Annotated in this window: 11 protein-coding genes and 1 pseudogene; all 12 read left to right on the top strand. The window is 40.7% G+C overall.

Annotated elements, in window-relative coordinates:
• Positions 1-58 precede the first annotated feature (58 nt).
• A complete protein-coding gene (locus tag ADM50_RS06035) occupies positions 59-1,519 on the top strand; it encodes a nicotinate phosphoribosyltransferase (protein WP_049478905.1) in 1,461 nt (486 codons plus the stop codon).
• Positions 1,516-2,340, top strand: a complete 825-nt coding sequence (nadE, locus tag ADM50_RS06030) for an ammonia-dependent NAD(+) synthetase (protein ID WP_049484858.1) — start codon at positions 1,516-1,518, stop codon at positions 2,338-2,340. The genes ADM50_RS06035 and nadE overlap by 4 nt, the downstream gene beginning before the upstream one ends.
• A gap of 248 nt (positions 2,341-2,588) precedes the next feature.
• Positions 2,589-3,140: a GNAT family N-acetyltransferase gene (locus ADM50_RS06025; RefSeq protein WP_049484857.1), complete on the top strand. Its 552-nt coding sequence runs from the start codon at positions 2,589-2,591 to the stop codon at positions 3,138-3,140.
• Positions 3,141-3,303: 163 nt separating this feature from the next.
• Complete coding sequence (gene ccdA2 / locus ADM50_RS06020; protein WP_049484856.1) at positions 3,304-4,014, top strand: thiol-disulfide oxidoreductase-associated membrane protein CcdA2; 711 nt, start codon at positions 3,304-3,306, stop codon at positions 4,012-4,014.
• Positions 4,015-4,027: 13 nt separating this feature from the next.
• Complete coding sequence (locus ADM50_RS06015; RefSeq protein ID WP_000759254.1) at positions 4,028-4,591, top strand: redoxin family protein; 564 nt, start codon at positions 4,028-4,030, stop codon at positions 4,589-4,591.
• Positions 4,592-4,600: 9 nt separating this feature from the next.
• Positions 4,601-5,713: a peptide-methionine (R)-S-oxide reductase MsrB gene (gene msrB, locus ADM50_RS06010; RefSeq protein ID WP_049484855.1), complete on the top strand. Its 1,113-nt coding sequence runs from the start codon at positions 4,601-4,603 to the stop codon at positions 5,711-5,713.
• Positions 5,714-5,783: 70 nt separating this feature from the next.
• Positions 5,784-6,521: a response regulator transcription factor gene (locus ADM50_RS06005; protein WP_000222604.1), complete on the top strand. Its 738-nt coding sequence runs from the start codon at positions 5,784-5,786 to the stop codon at positions 6,519-6,521.
• Positions 6,518-8,209, top strand: coding sequence for a cache domain-containing sensor histidine kinase (locus ADM50_RS06000; protein ID WP_049484854.1), 1,692 nt, complete (start codon positions 6,518-6,520; stop codon positions 8,207-8,209). The genes ADM50_RS06005 and ADM50_RS06000 overlap by 4 nt, the downstream gene beginning before the upstream one ends.
• A gap of 114 nt (positions 8,210-8,323) precedes the next feature.
• Positions 8,324-8,887, top strand: coding sequence for a TIGR01440 family protein (locus ADM50_RS05995; RefSeq protein WP_049484853.1), 564 nt, complete (start codon positions 8,324-8,326; stop codon positions 8,885-8,887).
• Between the two features lie 2 nt (positions 8,888-8,889).
• Positions 8,890-14,685, top strand: coding sequence for a ZmpA/ZmpB/ZmpC family metallo-endopeptidase (locus ADM50_RS05990; RefSeq protein WP_049484852.1), 5,796 nt, complete (start codon positions 8,890-8,892; stop codon positions 14,683-14,685).
• 74 nt (positions 14,686-14,759) lie between these two features.
• A complete protein-coding gene (gene pabB / locus ADM50_RS05985) occupies positions 14,760-16,475 on the top strand; it encodes an aminodeoxychorismate synthase component I (protein WP_049484851.1) in 1,716 nt (571 codons plus the stop codon).
• 119 nt (positions 16,476-16,594) lie between these two features.
• A pseudogene (locus tag ADM50_RS05980) lies at positions 16,595-17,996 on the top strand (Ltp family lipoprotein); the annotation flags it as partial.

Genomic DNA, 17,996 nt, shown 5'->3' with positions numbered 1-17,996 from the left:
CGGTGTGAAAGTGGTAGGATACTTTCATACCCTTGTAAAGTAGGAAGAAGGAAAACAGATGTATCCAGATGATAGTTTGACATTGCACACGGACTTGTACCAGATTAACATGATGCAAGTTTACTTTGACCAAGGAATTCACAATAAGAAGGCGGTTTTTGAGGTTTACTTCCGCCAGCAACCGTTTAATAACGGCTATGCGGTTTTTGCTGGCTTGGAAAGAATTGTACATTATCTTGAAGACTTACGCTTTTCAGATAGCGATATTGCCTACTTGGAGTCGCTTGGCTATCGTGGAGAATTCTTGGATTACCTACGAAATCTCAAGTTAGAACTAACGGTTCGTTCTGCTCAGGAAGGGGACTTGGTCTTTGCCAATGAACCGATTGTACAGGTTGAAGGCCCTCTTGCCCAATGTCAATTGGTCGAAACGGCTCTCTTAAACATCGTTAACTTTCAAACCTTGATAGCGACCAAGGCAGCACGTATTCGTTCAGTCATTGAAGATGAGCCTTTGATGGAATTCGGGACACGTCGTGCGCAAGAAATGGATGCGGCTATCTGGGGAACACGCGCAGCTGTGATTGGTGGCGCCAATGGTACTAGTAATGTGCGAGCAGGGAAACTCTTTGGCATTCCTGTCTTGGGTACTCATGCTCATGCCTTGGTACAGGTTTATGGAAACGACTATAAGGCCTTCAAGGCCTATGCTTCAACCCATCGTGACTGTGTCTTTCTAGTAGATACTTATGATACGTTGCGTATCGGTGTGCCGGCTGCTATTCAGGTAGCTCGTGAACTGGGAGACAAGATTAATTTTAAAGGCGTTCGTATCGACTCAGGGGATATAGCCTATATTTCCAAGAAAGTTCGCCAACAGTTAGATGAGGCTGGATATCCAGATGCCAAAATTTACGCTTCCAATGACCTAGATGAAAATACCATCCTTAACCTCAAAATGCAACACGCTAAGATTGATGTTTGGGGGGTGGGTACCAAGCTGATTACAGCCTATGATCAGCCAGCCCTTGGAGCGGTTTATAAGATTGTGGCTATCGAAGATGAAACTGGTAAGATGCGCAATACCATCAAGCTTTCAAGCAATGCTGAAAAAGTATCGACCCCAGGTAAGAAGCAGGTATGGCGCATTACTAGTCGTGAAAAAGGTAAGTCAGAAGGTGACTACATCACCTATGACGGTGTGGATGTTGCCAGCATGACAGAAATCAAAATGTTCCATCCGACCTATACTTACATTAAGAAGACCGTTCGAAACTTTGATGCTGTTCCTCTCTTGGTGGATATCTTTAAAGAAGGAACATTAGTTTACGATTTGCCTAGTTTGACTGACATTCAAGCCTATGCTCGTAAGGAATTTGACAAACTTTGGGATGAGTACAAACGGGTACTCAATCCGCAACACTATCCAGTGGATCTGGCGCGTGATATTTGGCAGGACAAAATGGACTTGATTGACAAGATGCGCAAAGAAGCTCTTGGTGAAGGAGAAGAAGAATGAGTTTGCAAGAGACCATTATCCAGCAACTGGGCGTCAAACCAGTGATTGATGCCCAGGAAGAAATTCGTCGTTCGATTGATTTCTTAAAGAGATACTTGAAAAAACACCCTTTCCTTAAAACCTTTGTATTAGGGATTTCTGGGGGACAAGACTCAACCTTAGCAGGACGTTTGGCGCAATTAGCTATGGAAGAAATGCGAGCAGAGACAGGAGATGACAGCTATCAATTTATCGCTGTTCGCCTACCTTATGGAGTGCAAGCTGATGAAGCAGATGCTCAAAAAGCCCTTGATTTCATCCAACCAGATGTCAGTCTAGTTGTAAATATCAAGGAATCAGCTGATGCTATGACAGCTGCAGTCGAAGCGACAGGAAGTCCTGTTTCAGACTTTAACAAGGGCAATATTAAGGCTCGTAGTCGTATGATTGCTCAGTATGCGCTAGCAGGAGCACATAGCGGAGCTGTTATTGGGACAGACCACGCCGCGGAAAACATCACAGGTTTCTTTACCAAGTTTGGTGACGGTGGTGCGGATATTCTCCCTCTTTACCGACTCAATAAACGCCAAGGAAAACAACTCTTGCAGGAACTTGGTGCAGACCCAGCCCTTTATGAAAAAATCCCAACAGCAGATTTGGAAGAAGAAAAACCAGGTATTGCTGACGAAGTAGCCTTGGGAGTCACTTATGCAGAAATTGATGACTACCTAGAAGGCAAAACCATCAGTCCAGAAGCTCAAGCAAGGATCGAAAACTGGTGGCATAAAGGCCAACACAAACGCCACCTACCCATCACCGTCTTTGATGACTTTTGGGAGTGAGACAGAAATCGATAACTCGAAGAGTTCGATTTCGTTGTCTCACCCCCGCAACGATGACTAGGTTTGAAAAAGCTTGGTAAAGCGCATTTCAAACCAGACAGCGACTGCGTCAAGTAACTAGATGAAAAACTTGTTTTCTAGCTGTTACTGAGTATAGTCTTTTTACCCTGAGCCTAGAAATAAGAAAGCGAAGATGGTCCGGGGACTTTTTTAGCTTGAGCCTTAAGCTTAGAAAGCGAGGTAACATTATGAAAGCAATCGGTACGCAAATATTACAGACAGAACGTTTGATCTTGAGAAGATTTGTGGAGAGTGATGCGGAAGCCATGTTTCAAAATTGGGCTTCGTCTGCTGAGAATCTGACCTATGTCACCTGGGATCCTCATCCTGATGTTGAGGTGACTCGGAATTCGATTCGAAATTGGGTTGCATCCTATACCAATCCCAACTATTACAAATGGGCTATTTGTCTCAAAGAAAACCCTGAGCAAGTGATAGGAGATATCAGCATCGTTGAAATAGATGAGATTGACTCTAGCTGTGAGATTGGCTATGTTTTAGGAAAAAATTATTGGGGTCGTGGTATGATGACGGAGGCCTTGAAAGCTGTGTTAGATTTTTGTTTTACTCAAGCAGGCTTTCAAAAAGTCAGAGCTCGTTACGCTAGTCTCAATCTAGCTTCAGGCCGTGTTATGGAAAAAGCGGGAATGTCTTATCTAAAAACCATTGCCAATGGTGTGGAGAGAAAAGACTACGTTGCGGACCTTATTTATTACCAGATAAGTAGGGAGGACAGGTGATTCTCTTTTCTGTTTCTACCAAAGTCAGACCTTGTCTGGCTTTTTTTGTGCCAGATTTCTGAATAAACTGATTAAATTCCTATTTTTCCCTATCATTGTCCCTGTTTTTTCTGGAGTTTTGGAGCTATAATAGTCCTATCAAATCAAAGAATGGAGGAAGGCAATGGACAATGTAATCTTTTTTATCAGTGTTTTTCTTGCTGGAATTCTTTCCTTCTTTTCTCCTTGTATTTTACCCTTGTTGCCGGTCTATGCAGGGGTCTTGTTGGATGACAAAGATGGTGCACAGGCTTCTAGTGGAAAATTTTCAATCTCACTTGTTAGTTTAGTGCGAACTCTGGCCTTTATAGCGGGGATTTCTTTTATCTTTATCTTACTGGGCTATGGAGCTGGTTTTTTAGGCAATTTGCTGTATGCTTCTTGGTTTCAGTATGTGACAGGTGCGGTCATCATTCTCTTGGGCTTACACCAGATGGAAGTCTTACATTTGCAGGGGCTCTACAAGGAAAAAAGGCTACAATTAAAGAGACAGGGGCAAAAGGGTAACGGCTATAGTCAAGCATTTTTACTGGGGTTAACCTTTAGTTTTGCTTGGACGCCATGTGTAGGGCCGGTTCTGGGGTCTGTTTTGGCCTTAGCGGCTTCAGGTGGTTCAGGAGCTTGGCAGGGAGCTGGTCTCATGTTGGTTTACACGCTGGGTTTGGCGCTACCATTTTTAGTTCTAGCTCTCGCCTCCAGCTATGTTTTGAAACATTTCCGAAAACTCCATCCTTATCTCGGAACCCTCAAAAAAGTGGGTGGTTTCCTCATTATCGTGATGGGAATCTTGGTGCTTTTGGGAAATGCTTCCATTTTGACTACATTATTTGAATAGAGAGGGAAAAGAAATGAAAAAATGGCAAACATGTCTTCTTGGAGTAGGCTCAATCTGTTGCTTGGCAGCTTGTTCGGCTAAAAACATGTCAGACGAATCAACTATGAAGGAGCAATCCAAAACAGAACAAGTCAGCTCGCAAACTGCGACTAAAGGTCAGGCAGTCGCTGATTTTGAACTAACAGGAGTAGATGGCAAGACCTATCGCTTGTCTGATTACAAAGGCAAGAAAGTCTATCTTAAATTCTGGGCTTCTTGGTGTTCTATCTGTTTAGCCAGTCTTCCAGATACGGATGAAATCGCTAAGGATGCAGGTGATGACTATGTGGTCTTGACAGTGGTGTCTCCTGGTCACAAAGGAGAACAAGCGGAAACAGACTTTAAGAACTGGTACAAGGGATTGGATTATAAAAATTTACCGGTTTTAATTGATCCGTCAGGCAAACTTTTGGAAAGTTATGGTGTTCGTTCTTACCCGACTCAAGCCTTTATAGACAAGGAAGGCAAGCTGGTCAAAACGCAACCAGGTTTTATGGATAAGGATATGATTTTAAAGACATTGAAAGAAATGGGGTAGAGAAAGACTATGAATGATAAAGTAAAATTGTTTGTCTTGGCAGGGGTCATTCTCCTAGTCCTAACCGGTTTCTATTTTCTATTGATGCGAAATACAGGGCAGACAGATAGCTCGCAAATTGAGAAAGCGTCAGTTAGCCAAGGAGGAAAAACAGTGAAAAAAACAGAAGTGAGTAAAGACGCAGACTTGCACGAAATTTATCTAGCTGGGGGATGTTTCTGGGGAGTGGAGGAATACTTCTCACGCGTTCCCGGAGTGACAGATGCCGTTTCAGGCTATGCAAATGGTAGAGGGGAAACAACCAAGTACGAATTGATTAACCAAACAGGACATGCAGAGACTGTCCATGTTACCTATGATGCCAATCAAATTTCCCTCAAAGAAATCCTGCTTCATTACTTCCGCATTATCAATCCAACCAGCAAAAATAAACAAGGAAATGATGTGGGAACCCAGTACCGTACTGGCGTTTATTACACAGATGACCAGGATTTGGAAGTAATCAACCAAGTCTTTGATGAAGTTGCTAAGAAATACGACCAACCTCTGGCAGTTGAAAAGGAACCCTTGAAGAATTTTGTGGTGGCTGAGGATTATCACCAAGACTACCTCAAGAAAAATCCAAATGGCTACTGTCATATCAATATCAATCAGGCTGCCTACCCCGTCATCGATGCCAGCAAATATCCTAAACCAAGTGATGAAGAATTGAAAAAGACCTTGTCACCTGAGGAGTATGCAGTTACCCAGAAAAATCAAACTGAACGAGCTTTTTCAAACCGCTATTGGGATAAATTTGAATCTGGTATCTATGTGGATGTGGCAACTGGCGAACCCCTCTTTTCATCAAAGGACAAGTTTGAGTCTGGTTGTGGCTGGCCTAGTTTCACCCAACCAATCAGTCCAGATGTTGCTACCTACAAGGAAGATAAGTCTTACAATATGACACGCATGGAAGTGAGAAGCCGAGTTGGAGATTCTCACCTTGGCCATGTCTTTACAGATGGACCTCAGGACAAGGGTGGCTTGCGCTACTGTATCAATAGTCTCTCTATTCGCTTTATTCCCAAAGACCAAATGGCAGAAAAAGGCTATGCCTATTTACTAGATTATGTCGATTAAGAAGTCTTTCCTAAGCAGTTAGAGGAGAATTTTGCTATACTGATACTAGTAAGTGGTAAAGGAGCGGAGCATGACCTACACAATCTTAATCGTAGAAGATGAGTATCTGGTAAGACAAGGCTTGACCAAGTTGGTCAATGTAGCAGCATACGATATGGAAATCATCGGTCAGGCTGAAAATGGAAGACAGGCTTGGGATTTGATTCAAAAGCAGGTGCCAGATATCATTTTAACTGATATCAATATGCCTCAGTTAAATGGCATCCAGTTGGCCAGTCTGGTCCGAGAAACCTATCCTCAGGTGCATCTGGTATTTTTGACAGGTTACGATGATTTTGATTATGCCTTGTCTGCTGTCAAACTCGGTGTAGATGATTACCTGCTCAAACCCTTTTCTCGTCAGGATATTGAGGAAATGTTGGGGAAAATCAAGCAAAAACTAGACAAGGAAGAAAAAGAAGAGCAGTTACAAGATTTATTAACTGATAAGTTTGAGGGAAATATTGCTCAGAAAATCCAGTCCCATCTAGCTGACAGTCAGTTTAGTTTGAAGTCTTTGGCCAGTGACTTGGGTTTTAGTCCGACTTATCTGAGCTCCTTGATTAAGAAAGAGTTGGGCTTGCCCTTTCAGGATTATCTGGTGAGAGAGCGTGTTAAACAAGCCAAGCTCTTGCTTCTGACTACAGATTTAAAGATTTACGAGATAGCCGAAAAGGTTGGTTTTGAAGATATGAACTATTTTACTCAACGTTTTAAACAGATTGCAGGTGTGACACCTCGTCAGTTTAAGAAGGGAGAAGGCCGATGAAGCGTTCTTCTCTCCTAGTAAGAATGGTTATTTCCATCTTTCTGGTCTTTCTCATTCTCTTAGCTCTGGTTGGGACTTTCTATTATCAATCTAGTTCAGCAGCCATTGAGGCCACTATTGAGGGTAATAGCCAAACGACCATTAGCCAAACTAGCCACTTTATTCAGTCTTATATCAAAAAATTAGAAACCACCTCTACCAGTTTGACTCAGCAGAAGGATGTCCTAGCCTATGCTGAGAATCCTAACCAAGTCCAAGCCAAGGGAATTCGAGATCTGTTTTTGACCATCTTAAAGGCAGACCAGGACCTGAAAACGGTGGTACTGGTAACCAAATCCGGTCAGGTCATTTCCACTGATGACAGTGTGCAGATGAAAACTTCCTCAGATATGATGGCAGAGGATTGGTACCAAAAGGCCATTCATCAGGGGGGCAATCCGGTTTTGACACCAGCTCGTAAATCAGACAGCCAGTGGGTCATTTCTGTTACTCAGGAACTTGTTGATGCAAAGGGAGCTAATTTGGGCGTGCTTCGCTTGGATATTTCTTATGAAACTCTGGAAGCCTATCTAAATCAACTCCAGTTGGGCCAGCAGGGCTTTGCCTTTATCATCAATGAAAAGCATGAATTTGTCTATCATCCTAAACGTACAGTTTATAGTTCGTCTAGCGAAATGGAGGCCATGAAACCCTACATTGAGACAGGGCAGGGTTATACTCCAGACCACCAATCCTATGTGAGTCAGGAAAAGATTGCAGGATCTGACTGGACGGTTATAGGCGTGTCTTCACTGGAGAAGTTAGACCAGGTTCGGAGTCAACTCATGTGGACCTTGCTTGGTGCTAGTGTAATATCTCTTCTTGCCTGTCTCTGCTTGGTGTGGTTCAGTCTCAAACGCTGGATTGCGCCTTTGGAGGATTTGAGAGAAACCATGCTGAAAATTGCTACTGGTGATCAGAATCTTCGTGCTAAGGAAGCTGGTGCCTATGAACTGAGAGAAGTGACTCGCCAGTTTAATGCCGTGTTGGATCAGGTTGATCAGCTAATGGCTGATATTCGCAGGCAGGAAGAAACGACCCGTCAGTATGAACTTCGAGCCCTATCAAGTCAGATTAATCCGCATTTCCTCTACAATACTTTGGACACTATCATCTGGATGGCTGAATTTCAGGATAGTCAGCGAGTGGTTCAGGTGACTAAGTCCTTGGCGACCTATTTCCGCTTGGCGCTCAATCAAGGAAAGGATTTGATTTCTCTTTCTGATGAAATCAATCATGTCCGCCAGTACCTCTTTATCCAGAAACAACGCTATGGTGATAAGCTGGAGTATGAGATTGATGAAGATTCTGACTTTGATAATTTAGTCTTGCCTAAACTGGTGCTACAACCCCTTGTAGAAAATGCCCTTTATCATGGCATCAAGGAGAAAGATGGACAGGGACATATTAAAGTTTCCGTCCAGAAAAAGGATTCAGGACTAATCATCCGCATTGAGGATGATGGTGTTGGTTTCCAAGCTACTAGCGATAGTAGTCAAAGTCAGCTCAAACGTGGGGGAGTTGGTCTGCAAAATGTCAACCAACGCCTCAAACTTCATTTTGGAGACAATTACCAGATGAAGATCAATTCTGCACCCGAAAAAGGGACGACAGTTGAAATATGCATTAATAAAATAGCAATTAGCTAACTCCCAGTCTATTCTGGGAGTTTTATGCGTAATTGGGCAAGCTTTCTAGGCTATCTATCTTGCTAAAACGTAGAAAAAACGATATGATAGATAATGACAAAAGAGGTATCAAGTATGAAGGAAAAAGATATTCAAAGAGACACAAGTCAGATTGTAAAAGATGTATTAGAAAAGGCCAATTTGAATCAGGGAAAAATCTTTGTTTTGGGCCTTTCTTCTAGTGAAGTGATAGGTGGTCAGATTGGCAAGGAATCCAGTCAAGAAATTGGGGAAATCATCGTGAAGACCATTCTAGTTATCCTAGAGGGAAAAGGGATTCATCTAGCTGTTCAAGGTTGTGAACATGTCAATCGAGCCCTCGTCGTTGAACGTCAGGTGGCAGAGCGGTTTGGTCTTGAAATCGTCAGTGTCCTTCCTACACTTCATGCAGGAGGTTCGGGTCAGTTGGCAGCCTTCAAGTTTATGCGGGATCCAGTTGAGGTTGAATTTATCAAGGCCCATGCTGGATTGGATATCGGAGATACTGCGATTGGCATGCATGTCAAGCATGTTCAGGTTCCAATTCGCCCTCTTTTGAGAGAAATTGGTCATGCCCATGTAACGGCTCTAGCTAGTCGTCCAAAATTAATTGGAGGTGCGCGTGCGCAGTATCCACAAGATTCTATCAGAAAGTCATGAGAATGAAAAAGACAAAACAACAACTAGAAAAAATTACCAAATATTCGATTCGTAAGCTCACTGTTGGGGTAGGTCCTGTAGCTATCGGGGCCTTCCTTTTTGGTGCCAGTACTCTTTCAGTAGATAAGGTGCATGCCAATGAAGTTAGCGGTGCTCATAGTGTTCATTACCGTTATTTGGCGGAGCAGGAATTGACCGAGTCTGAAAAAGCCCTGATTCACCATGAAGTTCCTACAGAATTTCAAGATGAAGATATTCTCTATGTAGTTTATCGCAAGAAAGCAACTAACAGTCAACAACTTCCTTACACAGGAAGTAAAGAACTATCCTTGGCTGGTCTTGGCTTGGCAACAGCCTCACTAGCAGTCTTTTTGGTATCCAAAAAAGGTCGCAAAAAGGTCCTAGGTGTTCTCTTGATTGGTTCTTTGGGAGCAAGCACTTTTGTACCTTATGGGACATTTGCATTTGAAAATAAAGAATTGCTTTCTTATAACCAAACTATTTCGGCCTCAACACATGAAGGCTTGGCTGAAGGGATTATCTATATTGATGGCTATGAATACATCGGATACTTCAAGGAAGCGGAACTCCATCCATCAAGACCAGTTTCAGCTGAACAGCCTCAGTTGCCAGTAGAGAAGCAAAGTTCAAAAGAAATCGAAAAAAACGAAGGCGTTCAAGATAGACCTGCTGTTACTCCTGAAATTGTCGTCGAGAAACCTCTAGTAGAGAATCCAGTTGCTCCTGCTGTTGAAGATAAACCAGTTTCTGAGAAGCCACAGGTTAGACAGGAAGAGAGCTTGGTAGAGATTCCTTTTGAAACAGTCACAAGCCCAGATGCGAATCTAGCAGAAGGACAGACTCGTATCGTCACAGCCGGAGTAAATGGTCAGCGTCGTCTTGTAACCAAAGTTTCGATGGTCAATGGTCAAGAAGTTAGAGAAGTCATTGAAGACCAAGTGGTTCAAAATCCTGTATCGCAAGTCATTGCAGTCGGAACTAAGAAAGAGGTACAACCTGCTCCAACTCCAGTACCACAAGCTGAACCAACTCACCAAGTAGCTAAAGGAACTCAAGAATCTGGCAAAGAAGGTCAAGCTTTAACTCAACCTGCATTACCAGATGCTCCAGTAGAAGTAAAAGGTACACAAGAGGAAGGTAAAGTAGGTCAAGCTCTTGTACAAGAACAGTTACCTGAGTACAAAGTAACTGAGGGAACCCTTGTTGAAACATCGACTACAGACCTAGACTACAAAACTGAAACGACTGAAGATCCAACCAAGTATACGGACGAAGAAACTGTCGTAAGAAATGGTGAAAAAGGTAGTCAAGTTACTAAAACAACTTATAAAACAGTAGAAGGTGTTAAAACTGACCAAGTTCTTTCAACTAGCACAGAAGTTACCAAGGAGCCTGTAAACCAACAGGTAAGTCGTGGGACAAAACCAATTGAAGGAACTCTTGTAGAAGAAAGTCTTGAAAAGATTCCATTTAAGGAAGTTGTTAAAGAAGATGACCAACTGAAAAAAGGCTTAGAAGTTGTAGCTCAAGAAGGAAAAGAAGGCCAGAAAAAAATCACCAAGACCTTTAATACCATTAAGGGAGTTAAAACAGAGGACGCTCCAAAAGTTACAGAGGAAATCCTTGAGGCACCTCAAGACAAAATTTTGAAACGTGGTACCAAGACCTTTGAAAAACCAGTATTGACCATCACAGCAGTTGAGCCTAAGGATTTGAAGCGTACTTCAGATGTTAAGTATAGTCTAGAAAACCCAAGTAAGGCAACTATAAAATCCATTACCCTAACTCTTAAAAAGGGTGATAAAATTGTCAAAACATTGACTATTTCGCCAGACAACTTAACAGCTAGTCTGACAGATTTGCAGTACTACAAGGATTATAAACTTGAAACGAAGATGGTTTATGACCGTGGTGAGGGTGATGAAGAAGAAGTTCTGAAAGAAGAACCACTAAGAATTGACCTCAAAAAAGTTGAAGTCAAAAATATTAAAGAAACAAGCTTAATAAGTGTTGATACTGATGGTGTTGAAACGGATAGTAGCTTCTTAACTTCTGTTCCAACTGATGTAAAACCATACTATCTAAAAATCGCTACGCATGATAATAAGGTGACCCGTCTTGCTGTGGATAAAATCGAAGAAGTTACTGTCGATGGAAAAACACTATACAAGGTCACTGCTAAAGCTCCTGATCTAGTTCAGCATACTAATGGTAATGAACTCAGTGAAGAATATGTTCATTATTTTGCCAAGCCAAAATCTCACGAAGAGAATGTCTACTACGATTTCAATGAATTGGTAAAAGCAATGCAAGCTAATCGTAAGGGGACGTTTAAGCTTGGTGCAGATTTGAACGCAGCAAATGTTCCAACTCCAAATAAACAATATGTACCAGGTGTATTTAATGGTCATTTAACAAGTGTTGATGGAAAACAGTATACCATTCATAATATCGCTCGACCATTGTTTGAGCGTATTGAAAATGCTTCTGTGAAGAATATCAATCTTGGCAATGTGAATATTAATATGCCTTGGGCAGAAAATATTGCACCTGTTGCAAGAATTGTTAAAAATGCTGTAATCGAAAATGTCAAAGTTACAGGCCATATTATTGCGAAAAATGATCTTGCTGGTGTGGTTAATAAATTAGATGGTGAGGGCGCTAAAGTTAATAATGTTGCTTTCATTGGTAAAATTGATGGTGTTGGGGATAAAGGATGGAATCTTGCTGGTATTGTGGGTGAGATTTGGAAAGGCCATGCGAATAAAACATATGTAGAAGCTGATATTACAGCAACTAAGGCTCGGGCTGCTGGTCTTGCGTCTACTGTTGACAATAGTTCGGACCCTAATGGCATCGGTAAATATGGGACTGTACGAAATTCAGTCGCTAAAGGAACAATTAAAGTTAAATCACCTGTAGATGTTGGAGGTTTCGTCAGCAAGAACTGGGTATGGGGTAAACTTGAAAATAATGTTTCAATGATGAAAGTTGAGAACGGTGAAGAATTCTATGGTTCCAGTGATATTGATTACGATGGGGGATACTTCACGAATAATGCTCTTGAAAGAAACTTTGTTGTAAAAGATGTTAGTGCAGGTAAACATTCGTTCAAATATTCTCGTTCACATAGAATTAGAGAAATTAGTCTCGAAGAAGCTAATACCAAGATTGATGCAATGGGAATCACTGCTGATAAGTTTGAAATTAAACCTCTAATTGAGGACACTCTCAACAATACAAAATCATTAGATGAGACCTATAAAGATACTCAAGATTACAGAATTGACCGTGAGCTTGCTTACCGTAACATTGAAAAACTTCAACCGTTCTACAATAAAGAGTGGATTATCAATCAAGGTAACAAGATTCCAGAAGGATCTAAATTACTAACTACAGAAGTATTGTCTGTAACAGGTATGAAAGATGGTCAATTCGTGACGGACTTATCTGATGCTAGTCACATTATGATTCACTATGCGGATGGTACTAAGGAAGAAAAAGTTGTCACACGTAAAGCTGATTCTCAAGTCCAACAAGTTCGTGAATATAGTATCGAAGGTCTTGGTGACGTCGTTTATACACCGAATATGGTTGTTAAAGATAGAACACAATTAATCAACGATATTAAAGCAAAATTAGCAGGTGTTGAATTGATTTCTCCTGAAGTGCGTGCGTTAATGGACAAACGTGGCAAAGCTGAAGAAAATACTGATGGTCGTAAAGATGGTTATATTAAAAATCTATTCCTTGAAGAAAGCTTTGAAGAAACGAAAGCTAATTTGGATAAATTAGTCAAAGCTTTAGCCGAAAACGAAGACCATCAATTGAATAGTGATGAAGCTGCCATGAAAGCTCTTCTTAAAAAAGTAGAAGACAACAAAGCTAAAATTATGATGGCTCTTACTTATTTAAATCGTTATTATGGATTTAAATACAATGATATGAGCATTAAAGATCTTATGATGTTCAAGCCTGATTTTTATGGTAAGAACGTTAGCGTTATCGATAGATTGATTCAAATTGGTTCACGTGAACATTTCTTGAAAGGGGATCGAACTCAAGATGCTTATCGTGATGTGATTGCGGGAGCAACAGGTAAAGGTAATTTAAATGACTTCTTAACATACAACATGAAACTCTTTACAGAAGATACTGATATGAATGTATGGTATAAGAAAGCTATTTCTCATACTAACTATGTAGTTGAGAAACAATCATCTAACCCTGATTTTGCTAATAAGAAATATCACTTATATGAAAACTTAAATAACAGTGAACATGGTCGATACATTTTACCACTTCTTAATACGAAGAAGGCTCACATGTTCATAATTTCAACGTACAATACGCTAGCGTTTAGTGCATTTGAGAAATATGGTAAGAATACAGAATCTGAACGTGAAGCGTTTAAGAAAGAAATCGATTTACGTGCACAAGAGCAAATTAATTACTTAGACTTCTGGTCAAGACTTGCCGCTGATAATGTACGTAATCAATTGTTGAAATCTGAAAATATGGTTCCATCAGCAATTTGGGATAACCAAGATGTTCCAGGTAATGGATGGGCTGACCGAATGGGTCATAATAAGAATGGTGACTATGCTCCAGTTCGTGAGTTCTATGGACCTACAGGTAAATGGCACGGATATAACGGTATGGGTGCGTATGCTTATATCTTTTCTAACCCACAAAATTCAGAAGCTGTATACTACATCATCTCTAGTATGATTAGTGATTTTGGTACATCTGCATTCACTCACGAAACAACTCATATCAATGACCGTATGGCCTACTTAGGAACATGGCGTCACCGTGAAGGGACAGATATTGAATCATTTGCTCAAGGTATGCTACAATCGCCATCTCTTACAAACTATAATGGTGAATATGGTTCACTTGGATTAAATATGGCGTACGAACGTAAAAATGATGGTACACAAATTTATAACTATGATCCTAATATGTTAAGTAGTCGTGAGAAGATTAATCACTACATGAAGAACTATAACGAATCAATGATGATGCTTGATTACTTAGAAGCAGAATCTGTCATCAAGAAAAATACTGGAACTAACGATAAGTGGTTCAAGAAAATCGATAAGAAATATCGCGAAAAAGCGAGCTATAATAAGTTAGAAGGTGCACCACACCAATGGGATTTAGTTCGTGATTTAAATGATGATGAGAAGAGTATGAAACTGACAGCTATTGATCAACTTGTAGATAACAACTTCGCTACTAAACACGGGCTACCAGGTAATGGTCATTACCGTACTGAAGGATTCGATTCTGCTTATACTGTTGTGAATATGATGACTGGTATTTACGGTGGTAACACAAGTAAGAGTACGGCTGGCTCAATCTCATTCAAACACAATACATTCCGTATGTGGGGCTACTACGGTTACCTTGATGGGTTCTTAGGGTATGCATCTAACAAGTATAAACAAGAATCTAAAGCAGCCGGTAACGTAGGTCTAGGTGATGACTTTATCATCCAAAAAGTTTCTAAAGGTAGATTTAATACATTAGAAGAGTGGAAGAAAGAATGGTATAAAGAAGTCAGAGCTAAAGCTGAGAAAGGTTTTGTAGAAATTGAAATTGATGGTCAAAAGATTTCAACATATGAAAAACTTCAAGAGCTATTCGATGCTGCAGTTGAAAAAGACCTTCAAGGTAATAAATTTGATAATACAGTGAATCTTAAATGGAAAGTTTACAAACAACTCTTGCAGAAATCAGACGGATTTACTGGAGATTTATTCACTAAATAGTAGATAGGACTAGTAAAATGAAAAAAGGTAGATCAGCTTTGTCTGTATCTGCCTTTTTGTGCTATACTTAAGATATGCATAGAAAAACAGTGATTGATTTTAGGGCTTTGGGGGAGAGATACACCTTCACTCAGCCTATCAAAGAGTTAAAAACGAGAGATTTAGCAGAAGTGGCAGACTTGCTGGCACAAGTGGAAAGCTACCAAGAGCAAGGGTATTATGTGGTGGGCTATGTCAGTTACGAGGCTGCACCTGCATTTGAGGAGAAATTAGCAGTTCATAAAGCTCCTTTACTGGCAGAGTATCTGCTATATTTTACGGTTCATGATAGCGTAGAAACATCGCCTATTCCTCTGACTTATGAGGAAGTAGATTTGCCTTCAAAGTGGCAGGAAGAAACATCTGCAGAGAACTATGAAAAAGCTATTTCCCAGATTCACCATCATTTGCGTCAGGGGGACACCTACCAGGTAAATTACACTGTCCAACTTAAGCAAGACTTGAGTGTCAATCCTTTTGCCATTTACAATCGTATGGTGGTAGAGCAGGAGGCGGGCTACAATGCCTATGTTGAACATGATGAGATGGCAGTGATTTCCATGAGTCCAGAGCTCTTTTTTGAGCAAAATGACCGTGAGTTGACAACGCGACCAATGAAGGGAACGACTCAGCGTGGAGTGACTGACCAAGAAGACCTTGCCCAGGCTAGCTGGTTGGAGCAGGATCCTAAAAATCGCTCTGAAAATATGATGATTGTGGACCTCTTGCGAAACGATATGAACCGTATTTCTGAAGTTGGAAGTGAGCATGTGGAGCGTCTGTGTCAGGTGGAGCAGTATTCGACCGTTTGGCAGATGACTTCAACCATCAAGAGTCAGTTACGACCGGATGTTGACCTAGTTGAAATCTTCCGTTCGCTCTTTCCATGTGGATCTATCACAGGAGCTCCCAAAATTGCGACCATGGAAATTATCAAGAACTTGGAGCCCCAACCCAGAGGAGTCTACTGCGGAACGATTGGTCTCTTGCTTCCAAGTGGGCGCCGGATTTTTAATGTCGCCATTCGGACCATTCAACTCTACAAGGGTCAAGCCATTTATGGGGTTGGCGGAGGGATTACTTGGGATAGCACCTGGGAGTCTGAATACCGTGAGGTTCATCAAAAGGCGGCTGTTCTCTATCGTAAACAAACTCGCTTTCAATTGATTACAACTGGAAAAATCAGCCAAAAACAACTGCTGTTTGAAGAACAACATCTGGAAAGACTGAAAAAAGCTAGTAGATATTTTGCCTATCCTTTTGATTCAGAAAACCTGAGACAAAAGATAGAGAAAGAGTGTCAGGCCTGCGATTTCCAACAGGACTACCGTTTGCGAATCATCCTCAGCAAATCTGGAGAGATAGAACTCAGTCGCCAAATCTTAACACCCCTCAATCCAAGTTTCTGCAAAGCTAAGCTTTGTCTGCAAGAAGCAGATTTGAATCAAGCGTTTACTTACTTTAAAACAACTCATAGACCACACTTAAGTCTAGGGGAACAGGAAATCATTTACCATAATGCAGCAGGAGAGCTATTGGAAACGTCTATCGGGAATCTAGTTCTGAAAATCGCTGGTAAACTCTACACACCGCCTACCAGTCTTGGAATTTTGCCAGGAATTTACCGTCAGCATTTGCTAGAAACAGGACAGGTAGAGGAAAAAGTCTTGACTGTGCCAGACTTGGACCAAGCGGAAACTATCTATGGCTGTAACGCAGTGAGAGGATTGTATGAGTTGGAAGTGATATGATTATGAATTTTTTAATTAAGTTTTAGATTTATTTGTTAATATTTAATATTTGATTTGAAAGCAAAATTAAATATATGGTATACTATAAGTATAAATCAATAAAAATAATGGAGATTTTTATGAAAAAATCAAAAAAAATTTTAGTAACCAGCTTAGCAACTGCAACACTGGGACTTATTGCATTATCAGATACAACTGGAGACTTTCCTTTTTCGGCTCAGCATGTTTCTGCTCAAGAAAAGGATGCATCTAAAAATGGTAAGGTTGTAAAAGAGAATACAACTTCGGCGTCAAATCAAGCTGAGAAATCAAAAACACCAGCGCAAAATCCTTCTGAGAAACCGAAAACACCAGCACAAAAACCTGCTGAGAAACCAAAAACACCAGCACAAAAACCTGCTGAGAAACCGAAAACACCAGCACAAAAACCTGCTGAGAAACCTAAAAATACAAGTCCTAAAGAGGATAAGTCCAAATCTACAGCTCAGTCTGGTTGGGTAGGCTCATCGTACTATGAAAATGGTACTAAAGTTACTAATAAGTGGATTTTTGATAAAAAAGCTAATTCTTATTTCTATCTAAATGCTTCGGGAAACTATGTCCAAAATGCTTGGGTAGGTAATTACTATCTTAAATCAGATGGTAAAATGGCTAAGAGTGAATGGATTTATGATAAAAACTATGGATCCTATTATTATCTAACAGCAGAAGGCAGCTACGCTCGAAACGCATGGGTAGGTAATTACTATCTAAAATCAGACGGGAAAAGAGCTAAAAATGAATGGATTTATGACAATAACTATGGGTCATACTATTATTTAACAGGAGAAGGCAGCTACGCTCGCAACACATGGGTAGGCAATTACTATCTTAAATCAGATGGTAAGATGGCTAAAGCTGAGTGGATTTATGACAAAAACTATGGATCCTATTATTATCTAACAGCAGAAGGCAGCTACGCTCGCAACAAATGGGTAGGTAATTACTATCTAAAATCAGATGGTAAGATGGCCAAAAATGAATGGGTAGATGGTGGTCGTTATTATGTAGGAGACGATGGTTTGTGGCAACCAAAACCAGCGCCAAAGCCAGCACCAAAACCAGCTGAGAAACCAAAAACGCCAGCACCAAAACCAGCTGAGAAACCGAAAACGCCAGCACAAAAACCTGCTGAGAAACCAAAAACACCAGCACCAAAACCGGCTGAAAAAACTAAAGAAACAACTCCTAAACAGGATAAATCACAATCTAAAGTTCAGTCTGGCTGGGTAGGAAATTACTACCTCAAATCAGATGGAAAGAGAGCTAAAAATGAATGGGTAGATGGTGGTCGTTATTATGTTGATTCTGATGGAAAAAAGGTTAAAAGTGACTGGATTTATGATAAAAACTATGGTTCATATTATTATCTAACAGCAGAAGGAAGCTCTGCTCGCAATAAATGGGTAGGAAATTATTACCTCAAATCAGATGGAAAGATGGCCAAGAATGAATGGGTAGATGGTGGCCGTTATTATGTTG

Source organism: Streptococcus oralis, from assembly GCF_001075675.1.
Taxonomy (GTDB): Bacteria; Bacillota; Bacilli; order Lactobacillales; family Streptococcaceae; genus Streptococcus; species Streptococcus oralis_V.
This window is presented reverse-complemented; position numbering and strand designations above follow the sequence as displayed.